The sequence below is a fragment of the Phaeovulum sp. genome (assembly GCF_047638075.1).
GTDB lineage: Bacteria > Pseudomonadota > Alphaproteobacteria > Rhodobacterales > Rhodobacteraceae > UBA6197.
Genome location: NZ_JBLJBV010000038.1, coordinates 1 through 12652, shown reverse-complemented (window position 1 = coordinate 12652; position 12652 = coordinate 1). Strand labels below are relative to the sequence as shown.

The following is a 12652-nucleotide window of genomic DNA, read 5'->3' as shown; positions in this document are numbered from 1 at the left end:
CTCAGGCTGCTGCTCGCTTCAAGCCCTCGCGCCAACACGAATTGCTGACACCGCCCATACACGAGTGTAGACAGATATTGCAGGGATCCCGGCACACGCGACTCGTTGTGACTGCGTTGGGTGATCCAATGGTCTTTAAGTTCAGTTTTGTGCGAAACCCCACTAGGAGGATAGTAAGCGCCTTTAATAATTTTTTTGTTGACTTCAAAAACAAACAACATCGAAGGCATCTTCCGTATATCGAGAAGTTTGGCTTCAATACCAGCAGGGATAACGAATACAACTTTGATATATTTTTGAATTATCTTACGAGAAGTTTTGAGGGGGATATGGATAGAATAGATCCGCATTTCCGTCCGCAGTTTTATAACGTTAGGCCTGATCTTCTATCGTATGATTTTTTGGGTCGTGTCGAAAATCTGGACCGTGACATGGCAACTATCACCCACCGGCTGAAAGATCGTGGTGTCGATCTGAAAATGCAACCGATTGAACGCAAAAATGTATCCAAGGGGGGGTATTCACCAACCGCTTCCCAGATCAAAAGGTTGGAGGACCTCTTTTGCAGGGACTTTGAGCTATTTGAGTAGCTTTTGAAACCTTATATAAGATTTTTGAGCCAATCTCTTGTTTCGAAAACTTCTTATTTGCTTTGTGATGAAATAATTTATGGCGTAATTTTTCCTTTTTGCGCCAGTACGGTGCGAACTGAAGTCAATTTGACTTTCGACATTCCTGCTTGCAATCGGCGGGTTAAGAAAGCACAGCCCATTGTCATTTTTAATACACCAATCTTTTAAGAATTGATCAATCGGTGAGTGAATGGGATAACATGACGAGATAAACTTCTTTGCGCCATCTCGGCTCCACAAGATTCCGGTTGTTAATACTGGAAAGAAATGCGCCCTACAGAGGATAAAACTACTGTTGGAAGATCTAATTTCGCGAATTTTGTTATAATGCCTTTTGGGCTCATTACACAGGTTAACGATATCGTAGTTATTGGACTTATGCTGATCAAGAAACCCCATCAGATCCATCAGGGTAACTGTGAAATCTGGGTGCAGTTTGATGTCGTCTTCTAACACCAGACAGTATTCCGAGTTTGTTTTTAGAAAAAGTTCGACTGCTCTGACGTGGCTGAGGTAGCATCCTATTTCACTATCTGCCAGAGATCGACTTGAGGTTTTAAAAGCTAATGCCTCGTCATACCTTGATCTTTGGTCATCGGTCAGTATGCGCCCATCAAACGCAGAGATTCGCTCATAAGAGAGCTTGGCAGTGCTGATCTCCTTATGGGTGGCCTGAAGTCTCTCTGTCGCCCGATCCAGATTAATTAGGTATGTAGATAACTTGTTCGTCGTCTCCATTTCCTGGATCGTCCTTTTCTTGTGCCGTCTGTCACTTAGTATCGGGGTATGTCATGGGTGAGTTTTTAGGGAGTATTTAGTCAGTTCAACTTTGCCTCCGCAGGCTTCATCATTCGTATTTACCGCGGTTGATTACGTCAACCTTTAGGCTGCCCCGATCTGGTGCTTTTTATCAATGTTGATGGTGCTGTCTTGCCTTTAGCGTCAGAACCCGACGATGGTCCTTGCTTTGGTGTTCATAGGTGATGCTGAGCCCTTGCAGGCGCAGGAGCGCGAGCTATGAGCGAAAGTTGGTGACGGTGTGATCAGGCGGCCTTTTGGAGTTGCTTGATCCCGTCCTTGAATTCGATCCCATGGATGATCTCAGGCATGCGGTTCGCGCCGTTGAGGTTGCGCCATTTGGTCTGGGCTGACATCATCAGCTTGAACGCCGTGGCAAGGCCCGTTTTGCGGCTGGGGCATCCTTTGCTATTGCCGGTGCGATGCCGGACCGTAGCGAAGGTGCGCTCATTGGGTTGGTCGTTCGGATGTGTTTCCAATGCTTAGCGGGGAAGTCATGGAATGCCTGTCGCACGTTGCGGTCTTTGGTCAGTTTGGCCGCGACCTAGCCGTATTTCACGCCGTATGTCGCGATGAAGTCGTCGAATGCAGCCTCAGCGTTGATATGGGCTTCACGCTCACAATGCGCCAAGATTGCTTGCACGCCGCACCACGCACCAGGGTTCCGGGGGCAAGCGCTACAATCCAGCCGTGACCTTCAAGGATACCCAGCGCGGGCTTGGCCTTTGGGGCTTTGCGCAGCGCGTTTGGCCCCCGCCGCCCCAGATCGCGCATCATTGTATAGGGATGGTGCCAGCGTTCCAGCAACCACTTTCGCAACGCGTCGGCCCGGCCTGTTTCAACCGATACCGCCGCCGCGTCGGCCAAGGGTTCTGTCCACACGTCGTCGTGTACCGCCAAGAGTTTCAGGCGAAGACTGCCGAGGAGCTGGCCTTGTTGCCGGAAAGGTCCGCGATCGCATGGATGATGAGCGCCTGTGCCGTGATGCGGGATCGGCGCGATACTGCCAATGATGCCAGATCCAGCCTGCTTCAACGCATCTGGCGCGGAGGCTTGCTGGTCCAACGGCGCATGGCCCGTGTCAGACTGGATTGTTCGCTATAGCCAAGGTCTGCCGCGATATCGCCTACATTATCACCGCTGTGCTTCAACCGGTTCAGCGCCTGTTCACGGCGTAACCTGTCGACTTCTTTAGAGAACGAGGTGTTTTCGGCAGCCAGCTGTCGCTGGAACGACCGCGGGCTGGTGCCTGCAAGGGCCGCGATCTCGGCAATATGGGCGGGCCCCTGATCAAGAATTCCGGGCAGGATCGTGCGCAGGGCATATGTAAGCGAGCCATCGCCGCAGATCGGAGTGATCTCAAAGGCCTTCCGTCCGAGAGACCGACGCAGATACGCCCGGTCAAGCACCTGGTTGTCGAGTGTCATGGTCAGGGTTCCATCCACCGCTGGCGAAACTGCCTTGCCAAGGTATTTGTGCAGATGGTCGAGGCCGTATGTCGGGTGCGGTGTCAACTGCACGAATGGAGGTCTGGAGTCTGCAAGGCCGGTATCGGCCATCACTGCGCGGACCAGTGCGGCAACATATTGGTGGCAGACGTGCAGCGCGGTATCGTCCAGATTTACCAGAAACCGGTGCCGCATGGTTTCCGTGCCGTCGCTGGGCAGGACCACGATCTGTTCATGCGAGGAATGCTGTGGGTAAAACCGCATCATGTTGCCAAAGGCTTCGCGCGGGGTTCTGGCTCCGATCACCACGCGGCCCAGGGTGGCCAGTTGCGCGAAAGAGGTGTCCGTTAGGACTCGACAGCTGATATCCGGCCCTTCGGTCTCGCTGGCATTGGCGACGAACCGTGTCCCGGCGAGCAACGGAATGGGCCGCTCCCTTTCGAACAACAACGTCTCCGGAAGGCCTACATCGCGAAGCCTTGCCTTCCAGCTCAGCCCGCGTTCCCGCATCCAGAGCAAAAAAGGCGCGAGTGCTGCGGTGCGGATGAGGGGAATGTTTTTTTGCCATACTTTTCAATCTTGTGGTTCGTCGCCTATAAAAGACGATTTTGGCGCGAGATGTCAAATAACTTGCCATAACCTGTGCGAATATTCGAATGACTAGATTGATATGAGGGAAAAATTCGATGCCGAGTAATCTATTTCCACGACTTGTGGTTGCCGCCACATTTGCGTGGGCGGCAACAATGCCGCTGGCTGTCGGGGTCCAGACGGTGACGGGAACGCTTGGTTCGCCAAGCGCCACAACAACCATTGAAGGCAGCCAACTGCCCGCACCCGACCCGGAATTCGGTGGCAAGATCACCGACGGCGCATTGACATCAACGCCCTGGTGGGCGCCGCGCATCGTGCCCCCGCAGGAGGCGCCAAACATCCTGCTGATCATCACGGACGATTCGGGGTTTGGTGTGCCCAGCACCTTTGGCGGCGTCATTCCCAGCCCGACGATGGACAGCATCGCCGAGGAAGGCCTGCGTTTTACGAACATCCATTCGACCGCGCTATGTTCACCGACGCGGGCGGCGCTGCTCACCGGGCGTAACCACCATACGGTCGGGTTCGGGGTGATCTCCGAGCAGGCCACCGGCTATCCCGGTTACAACAGCATCATTCCGGAGGATTCAGCGACGATCGGCCGAATCCTTCTGGATAATGGCTATGCGACATCCTGGTTCGGCTAGGATCACAACACGCCGGCCTATGCCGCAAGCCAGGCGGGGCCGTTCGATCAATGGCCGACCGGTATGGGGTTCGAATATTTCTACGGATTTGTGGGCGGGGATGCCAACCAGTGGCAGCCGAACCTGTTTCGCAACACAACACAGATCTATCCGTTTGAAGGTAAAGAAGACTGGAACCTGACAACCGCGATGGCGGACGATGCGATCGATTATCTGAACCGCATCAATCAGACCATGCCGGAAAAACCGTTCTTCCTTAAATACGCACCGGGTGCAAATCATGCGCCACACCACCCGACAAAGGAATGGGTCGACAAGGTTCACGACATGCACCTGTTCGATGGCGGATGGAACAAACTGCAAGAAACCATCTTTGAAAACCAAAAGCGCCTGGGGATCATTCCTGAGGACACACAGCTGTCGGCTTGGCCGACCGACGTTCTCAAGGACTGGGACAGCCTGAGCGCCGACGAGCAAAAGCTATATATCAAGCAGGTCGAAATCTTTGCCGCCTATGCTGCCTACACTGACCATGAAATCGGTCGTGTGGTGGATACGATCAAGGAAATGGGCAAGTTCGACAACACGCTGATCATCTATATCAACGGCGACAACGGGACCAGCGCCGAGGGCGGGCCGGAAGGCACACCCAACGAGGTTGCGTTCTTCAACGGAGTGACCGTGCCTGTCGAAACCCAGATGAAATGGTATGATACTTGGGGCACAGAGCAGACTTGCAATCACATGTCGGCGGGCTGGTCCTGGGCCTTTGATGCGCCCTTCACCTGGTTCAAGCAGAACGCGTCGCGGCTGGGTGGTATCAGTCAGAACATGGTTGTGTCCTGGCCGGCAAAAATCACCGACAAGGGCGGCATGCGCGAGCAGTTCCTGCATGTGAACGACGTCACCCCCACCTTGCTTGAGGTGACGGGAATCCCGGCGCCGGAGACTGTCAACGGTATCAAGCAACGGCCGATGGATGGCACCAGCTTTGCCTACACGTTCGATGCGGCAAACGCCATGGAACCCTCGCATCACAAGACCCAGTATTTCGAGATGATGGGCCAGTGGGCGCTTTACAACGAAGGCTGGCTGCTCAGCACAAAGGTAAACCGCGCACCGTGGGAAGCCTATGGCCCGGCCAACACCGATCCGCTGAACAATCAAGTGCTCGAACTCTATGACCTGACCAAGGATTACAGCCAGTCGACTGACATCGCTGCCGAAAACCCTGAAAAGGTCAAGGAATTGAAGGCCTTGTTTGTCGAAGAAGCCAAGAAATATGGTGTCTTCCCGATGGATGCGTCCGTGGCGGCCCGTGTTATCGCGCCGCGTCCGAACATAACCTCCGGTCGGTCCGAGTTTGTCTACACTCATCCGATGGTCGGTTTGCCGCAAGGCGACTCGCCGCTTTTGCTGAACACTTCCTATACGATCACGGCAGAGATCGACGTGCCTGAAGGCGGTGCGGAAGGCATGTTGCTGACCTCTGGCGGTCGGTTCGCTGGATACGGTTTCTACTTGCTGAAGGGCAAGCCGGTGTTCCTGTGGAACATGCTGGATCTGGAACGTATCAAGTGGGAGGGCCCGGACGCGCTGAGCCCCGGCAAGCACACGGTCGAATTCGACTTTGTCTATGACGGCAAAGGCGTGGGAACGCTGAAGTACAACAGCTTTGAGGGCCTTGGTCGGCCCGGGACCGGAACCCTCAAAGTGGATGGCAAGGTCGTCGACAGCAAGAAGATGGAAAAAACCCTGCCGATGATCCTTCAGTGGGACGAATCCTTCGATGTCGGCTCGGACACTCTGACCGGCGTGAATGACGCGGATTACAAACCGCCCTTCGCCTTCACGGGCAAACTGGAAAAGCTGACGCTCAAGCTTGACCGGCCGGAATTGTCGGAGGCTGACATCAAGGCTCTTGAGGCGGCGATGAAAAAAGCCAGCGATTGATCCCTGTCGGGATTGTTGAAACACGGCATGGCGACCGAGCAAGGTTGCCATGCCGCAAACTTTCATGGAGCATCGAAAATGATAAGGTTAACATCGACTTTTGCCGCAATTATACTCGTCGCCGGCGCGGCCTGTGCAGAGGACTACGCCTACCAGACCCCGATCCCGCCGGGCGTCGCCGCGCCCGACAGCGTCGAGACGCGGCTCGGCACGCTGAAGTTCGACTATGGCTATCCCGACGACGCAACTGCGCAGGTCCTGTGGGACAATCTCGATTTCCAGCGCGCGGTGCAGTCCTACATGCTGGCGCTGCCGATCGTGAACCAGAAGGGCAATCTCGACGCCATCTCCGCGATGGGCCCGGTCAACCAAACCGTCCCGATCTGGGAGCAACTGGTTGATCCGCGCACCATCGAGCTGACTGCCAATGACAACACCGTCTACAGTTGGTTCTGGATCGACCTGACCGACGGACCGCTGGTTGTCGAGGTGCCGCCCAAAGTGCTGGGGCTGGTCGATGACATGTGGTATCGCTGGGTGAACGATGTCGGCATCACCGGCAAGGACAAGGGCGCAGGTGGAAAATACCTGTTCCTGCCGCCGGGTTTCAAAGGCGACACCCCCGCAGGCGATTACATCGAGGTGGTGACCGCGCCCACCTACAACATGTGGGTTGTCTGGCGCAGCTTCCTCGAGAACGGCGACCCCAAGCCGGGTGTCGATCTGGTCAAGGCAAATACGAAGATCTACGCGCCCGGCGAGGACCCTAAAACGCCGACATTCGTCAACATGTCCGGCAAGCCCTTCAACATGGTCAACCCGGCTGATTACACCTTCTGGGAGATGCTGAACAAGGTCATCCAGAAGGAGCCGGTGGACACGCTCGATCCGGTGACGCAAGGTTTCTTTGCCTCGATTGGCATCGAAAAGGGCAAGCCCTTTGCGCCCGACGAGCGGATGAAGGCCATCCTGACCGAGGCGGCAGCAGTCGGCGATGCCACCGCGCGCACCGTGGCCTTCCACACCCGCGCGCCTGAGTTCTTCATCTATGACGACAGCAACTGGCAGGTCGCCTTTGTCGGCGGCTACGAGTTCCAGTCCCAGCCGGGGGTAAACAACCTGGACGGTGCCAACTTCTTCTATTTCATGGCCACCGGCGTCACCCCGGCGATGGAGACGAAGATGGTCGGCGAGGGCTCGAATTACGCCTAGACGGCGCATGACAAGAACGGCGCCGCGCTGGACGGTGACAAGAACTATCGGCTGCACCTGCCCAAAGACATCCCGGTCAAGAACTTCTGGTCGGTCATCCTCTATTCCAACCAGACCCGCTCGATGATCCAGACCGATCAGAAAAAGCCCTCGGTCTCCAGCCAGAACAAGGATCTGCTGGTCAACGAGGACGGCTCGGTCGACGTCTGGTTCGGCCCCGAGGCGCCCGAAGGCAAAGAAGCCAACTGGGTCCAGACCGTGCCGGGCCAGACCTGGAACACGATCCTGCGCCTTTACGGCCCGCTAGAGCCCTGGTTCGACATGAGCTGGCGCCCAGGTGAAATCGAGGAAATCGCAAAATAGTTGGAATTGCCCAGAGGGAGAAATTGTGGATATTTGGCGCCTTCGCGCTCTCTCTCTCTGGGCAAACCAGAACGTCGCTCCTCGCCCGACCGGGCATCGGACCCCTTCAGTGGATCGGGTGCACGTCTCGGGCGCAGAAAGCCAGATTGTGCGGAACGTTGCTTGGATGGGCGCGGTAAACTGTCATACAGGAGGTGCGTTGGCAGGCTCGCCCGGTCAAGCGAGGGCCGAATGTTCTTGTCGGGTCGGGATCAATTTCAAAGGCTGCTTGATACATGAGAATATACCGGACCCGCCCCGAACCCTTGCCCGCAGAAAGTGCCCAGGCGACCACCGTTGCGGCAACGATTGGCGCCCGGTTTGCAATGGCTCTGTTTCTGGGGCTGTTCGCCCTCGTTCCGGTCGCCGCCGCGTTGGCGGAAACGACGGTACCTGAATATGTTGGCTCTGCTGCCTGTGTCGAATGTCACAAAGCAGTTGCAGACGCCTGGGCTAACTCGGACCACGCGCTTGCCTGGACGTTGCCCGGACCATCGACCGTCATGGCCGATTTTGACCATACTTCGTTCGAGGGCAGCGGCATAAGCGTCCAATTCAGGATCGAGGAGGGGACTTACCATGCGCACGTCACGGAAATGGACGGCACCACCCGCGACTACCCCGTTCATTCGGTCGCCGGGATAGAACCATTGCAGCAATATTTGCTGGAAACAGAGCCCGGGCGGCTCCAAAGTTTCGATGTCGCCTGGGATACCGAACAGAAACGCTGGTTCCACCTATACCCGGACCAAAGCCTGCCACCGGACAATGGCCTGCATTGGACCGGCCCCTACAAAACCTGGAACGCGCGCTGTGCAGCGTGCCACGCAACCGGGTATGATAAGAATTATAGCCCGGTAACACGCAGCTATAAATCGACCAGTGCCGAGATCGGCGTCGGTTGCGAAGCGTGTCACGGCCCGGGGCAGGCGCATCTGGACTGGAGCGCGGGGAAAGCGGTCGCCCCTGGACTTTCCGCTTATGGCTTCAGCATGGATTTTTCCAAGGGCGCAGAGGCCACAATCCAGCAATGCGCCGGCTGTCATTCGCGGCGCGAGGCTTTTGACGATGGCAATCCGCTTCCTGGGACGCCCTACCACGACGCCTACAACCTCTCGCTTCTTTATCCCGACAGCTATCATGCCGATGGCCAAATCCTGGATGAGGCCTATGTCTACGGCTTATTCCTGCAGTCAAAAATGTATCAGGCTGGCGTCAGCTGTGTGAATTGTCATGATGCCCACACCACCAAGTTGAAAGCAGAAGGCAACGCTGTCTGCACACAGTGCCATTCCCCCGCCGGTAATCCCGACTTTCCTTCCGTTACGCCCAAAGATTACGACAGCGTCGCACATCATTTCCATGAACCCGGAACTGCCGGGGCCGAGTGCAAAAACTGTCACATGGTGGAGCGGCGCGACATGGGGAACGACTGGCGCGCCGACCATTCGTTTCGAATCCCGCGCCCCGATCTGGCATCGGCAACAGGGGCGCCCGACGCCTGCACGACCTGCCACACAGACCAAAGCGCGGACTGGGCAGCAAAGGTTCTTGTGACACGGTTCCCCGAGAGCCGCCACCGGGGGCCGCATTACGGTGAGACCCTTGCGCGGGGGCGTATGAATCCGGTGACTGCACAGGGCGATCTGACCGCGTTGGCCAAAGACACCGCGCAGCCGGGTATCGTGCGGGCGACAGCGCTGTGGCTGGTGGCGCAGGGGGCGGATGCCGCGACCGCACAGGAATTGATGCCGTTGCTCGACGACCCCGATCCCCTTGTGCGGGCATCGGCAATACAGGCTCAGCAAGGCGCTCCACAAGAGCAGCGGTTACAGCGTTTGGCAGGGCTTTTGAGTGATCCCGTGCGGGCTGTCCGCATCGAAGCGGCAAAGGCGTTATTGGGCGGGGTGACTGCAGGGATGCCTCCCGAGATCACGTCGGCCCATCGCGCCGCGCTGGCTGACTGGCAGAAGGCCATTTCACATCAGATGGATTTTCCCGAAACGCAACTGGTGCTTGGAGGGATCGCGCTGACCATGCGTAACCTTGCGGCCGCCGAGAGCGCGTTTTTTGAGGCCGTTCGAATGGACCCTCAACGCGCAGAGGCATGGGAGATTCTCGTCCGTATCGCCTCTGCGTCGCGCGGACCTGACGCCGCGCGACAAATCTTGGCCAAAGCCCTTGCCATACTTCCCGATAACAAGACGCTTCGGCAATACGAAGTGGAACTCGCCCCTCAATAACAGTGGGTCAATTCAGGTTGAGTCCGAAATCGGGCTTTCAAGGTTTCGCGCTTGGATTATCACCACAGGTTTTCGCGTGTGAGTATGACTCGGCTCTGGATTTCTGGCGCGCAAAGCAGGTCACCAACACTGTTTCGTTTCCAAGGTCGACGTAGTAAAAGTGTTCCAACTTGACGCTGGACTGTCGGCGTTTGTCAAAGGAGGTGCCCGCCAATTTCAGGCGGCGTCTGTCATTTCATCGGCTCGGGAAACACGTTCAGGGTTGAGCCAGACACGCCCTGCGGGTCGCCAGTTGTGGGTTTTGCCTGACCAGCGTTCCGGTTTTCGCGCGCGTGCAGTTGCATAAAGACTGGCGCGGCTGGCGCGTGTTGCGCGTGCACGGCCCGCGTGTTGCGCATTCGGCGTGGCGATGCGGGTTGCGCTGTGCAGGTGCTCACCATTAGACCCGCCGGTGAATGATTTTGCCCAGGCCCGAGCATCGGCCTTGGTGGCAAATCCCCTGCTCGGCCAGTCCGGGCGGTATTTTCAGGTTCGAAACAGCGCCTCAGAGAAGGGATTGCCGTTGCTGACGCGCGGGCGGCTTTAGGACGTGGTAATGCCTGGCTTTTCCATCGTCACTTTCATCGTGGTGCCCTTCATACATCGTAAGCATCCGCCGAAGGCCGCGGCCGTGCTGTATTGATCAGAGGCGTCTGGGTGCGGCTTTTGGTTTGCGTGGCTTCTGGGCCCATTTTTGGGCAAGGCGCTCGAAGTTGTCGAGGATACGGCCGATATCTGCCTCATCGGGATCGAACTGTCCCCCATGCCATTCCAGCATCCGGTCGTGCTCATCGTGCTTGGGGTCTGCTATGGCGTCGAGGAAGTCAGCATAACTCGGGAAGCCGCCCACATCTTCCGGGGGGCAGGCACCGATTGCCCTGACAAGGCGCGGATATGCGGCGCCCGGGATGGCATCATCGATTTTCTCGACCTTGAGCACATGGTGCCAGTTGTCGCCAAAGTCATAGACGTAATGGATGGTCCTGGTGCCGACATCTTCGAGCACATCCAGCAGGCTGGTTTTGTTGGCGGGCAGCGGGCCATCGCAATAGCCGTCAGGATCGGGCACGCCCCAGCCGACACCACCGGCCCGGAACTCGTAGAGGTGACTGTCGGTCCATCCCATGGCGGCCTGGATCACGTCGTGCAGGCGGTTCAGCTTGATCTTCAGCGGCACATCAAAGCGCCGAAGCACCTGAGGCTCGACATCAGATAATGTGACCTTGAGGCGCGCGACCAGGGTCATGCAGCAATCCTCTTCAATTCCATGGCGGCCTTCCAATGCCAAGGCAGCAATTCATGCACCCGTGACATAGGCATATCCGGCAAGCGGGCGAGCACATTTTGAACCGCCCCGACTTTACCGGAGGGTGATTTGTTCAACAATTAGGCGACCATATCGAGAGTGTTCAAGTTTGCATAGAATGCTTCGTCTGCTTATGCGGGGGTGATGTATCCGATGGGGCCGAGAAGGCGGCGGTTGTTATACCAGTCGACCTATTAGCCGGTAGGCGATGCTTGCATCTCCGTAAGGCCACTTCAGGGTTTCCCATTCGACTTCGCGCAACGATTTCCATGGACCGATCTGGTTGATCATCTCGGTTTTGAAGATTTGAGGGGGGCCGTGGCCCCAGTGGCGCCGCGTAAGCCCCCGAATGGATGCCGAATTCAGCCAGCGCATTATCATAGGCATCACCGACGGTTCCAACATGAGATCAATGTCGGCTTCAGCCAGCCGCTTGGTATACTTTATCGACAGGTGTTGCGAGCCCGTTGCCCGGCCACGGTTTGCTTGGAAACCGTAAGAGGGGCGGTCCAAGTGGTGAACCAAATCCTTGTTATCACGCGTTTTCTTTGCCATATTGCCTACTTAAGCGCATCAGGAACAAATAGGGTCTTCATGGATGTCGAGGTCCGCCAACTGTTACCCGAAAGGGATTTGCGTGCAAATCACGCAGGGCTACGATCCGCCTTGCAAAAACATCAATCACGAACGCGACGTAGACCATCCCTGACCATGTCGGCACATAGGTAAAGTCTGAAACCCAGAGCTTGTTTGGCCGATCCGCCTTGAACAGGCGATTCACCTTATCGTCCATTGCCCGGCAGGCGATTTGGCAACGCCAAACCTGCCGAGAGGGTGGGCATCGCGGTGACGTGTCGGGGGTGGTCGCAATGATCTTTTGCCGCGAACCACGCCTCTGAGGCCCAAACTGCGCATCAATCGCTCAATCGTGCAGCCGTTGCCCGGCAATGGTTTGCCATGCAAACCATGAGAGGGGGAAACATCTTCGCCGCCGCGCCGCAGAACGTGCCAAACCTTCCGCGCACCATAAAGTTTGCGGTTGTCGGTCCAAGCCTTGTCGATCTTAAGGCTCAGGGCGGCATCAGACTTGGCTCGGGGCGATGCCCGCTCCGGGGCGCGTAAGATGGCGCGCCGGTCATAATAAGTGCCCTCTCGGCAGAATTGCTTTGCAATTCGCCTGCCGGGTAACAGAAGGGGCAAACTGCAGTGCTCTGCAGATCGGCTCGACCCCGAGTTCTTCACGGCTTTCTTCCCCTCTCGTCGATACTGCTATCGACTGCCGGGCAACAAATGAACGCAATCATTTGCGAAACGGGCGGTCGCGCTCCCGTTGCCCGGCAGCGGTTTGCAAGCAAACCGCGAGAGGGGGCTGGGCAAA

At 56.8% G+C, this 12652-nt stretch carries 7 protein-coding genes and 4 pseudogenes; 5 read left to right on the top strand and 6 right to left on the bottom strand.

The features are described from left to right. Positions 1-128 precede the first annotated feature (128 nt). Positions 129-590, top strand: a complete 462-nt coding sequence (locus tag ACM62R_RS05670) for a sulfotransferase family 2 domain-containing protein (RefSeq protein WP_415183088.1) — start codon at positions 129-131, stop codon at positions 588-590. Here the strand turns inward: ACM62R_RS05670 and ACM62R_RS05665 are convergent. From ACM62R_RS05665 to ACM62R_RS05650, 4 genes and pseudogenes are all read right to left on the bottom strand, one after another. Then, positions 579-1370, bottom strand: coding sequence for a glycosyltransferase family 25 protein (locus tag ACM62R_RS05665; protein WP_415183087.1), 792 nt, complete (start codon positions 1368-1370; stop codon positions 579-581). The two genes, ACM62R_RS05670 and ACM62R_RS05665, sit on opposite strands and share 12 nt — an antisense overlap. Positions 1371-1675: 305 nt before the next feature. Further along, positions 1676-2028 (bottom strand): annotated as a pseudogene (locus ACM62R_RS05660) (transposase); the annotation flags it as partial. Beyond that, positions 1986-2312 carry a hypothetical protein gene (locus ACM62R_RS05655; RefSeq protein WP_415183089.1) on the bottom strand — a complete coding sequence of 109 codons (327 nt, stop codon included), beginning with the start codon at positions 2310-2312 and terminating at the stop codon, positions 1986-1988. The gene ACM62R_RS05655 and the pseudogene ACM62R_RS05660, both read right to left, overlap by 43 nt. 149 nt (positions 2313-2461) lie before the next feature. Beyond that, positions 2462-3388, bottom strand: a complete 927-nt coding sequence (locus ACM62R_RS05650) for a helix-turn-helix domain-containing protein (protein ID WP_415183086.1) — start codon at positions 3386-3388, stop codon at positions 2462-2464. A gap of 176 nt (positions 3389-3564) precedes the next feature. Between ACM62R_RS05650 and ACM62R_RS05645 the strand changes: the two are divergent. The 4 genes and pseudogenes from ACM62R_RS05645 to ACM62R_RS05630 all read left to right on the top strand — a co-directional run bounded on the left by ACM62R_RS05645 (position 3565) and on the right by ACM62R_RS05630 (position 9929). Then, positions 3565-6072: pseudogene (locus ACM62R_RS05645) on the top strand (arylsulfatase). A 27-nt stretch (positions 6073-6099) separates the two neighbouring features. Further along, positions 6100-7284, top strand: coding sequence for a DUF1254 domain-containing protein (locus tag ACM62R_RS05640; RefSeq protein ID WP_415183085.1), 1185 nt, complete (start codon positions 6100-6102; stop codon positions 7282-7284). A 15-nt stretch (positions 7285-7299) separates the two neighbouring features. Then, a pseudogene (locus ACM62R_RS05635) lies at positions 7300-7647 on the top strand (DUF1214 domain-containing protein); the annotation flags it as partial. 275 nt (positions 7648-7922) lie between these two features. Next, positions 7923-9929 carry a multiheme c-type cytochrome gene (locus tag ACM62R_RS05630; protein ID WP_415183084.1) on the top strand — a complete coding sequence of 669 codons (2007 nt, stop codon included), beginning with the start codon at positions 7923-7925 and terminating at the stop codon, positions 9927-9929. A gap of 682 nt (positions 9930-10611) precedes the next feature. On the opposite strand, the gene ACM62R_RS05625 is transcribed toward ACM62R_RS05630, so the two are convergent. Beyond that, positions 10612-11214, bottom strand: a complete 603-nt coding sequence (locus tag ACM62R_RS05625) for a plasmid pRiA4b ORF-3 family protein (RefSeq protein ID WP_415183083.1) — start codon at positions 11212-11214, stop codon at positions 10612-10614. 191 nt (positions 11215-11405) lie between these two features. Next, positions 11406-12309, bottom strand: a pseudogene (locus ACM62R_RS05620) (IS3 family transposase); the annotation flags it as partial. Positions 12310-12652 lie beyond the last annotated feature (343 nt).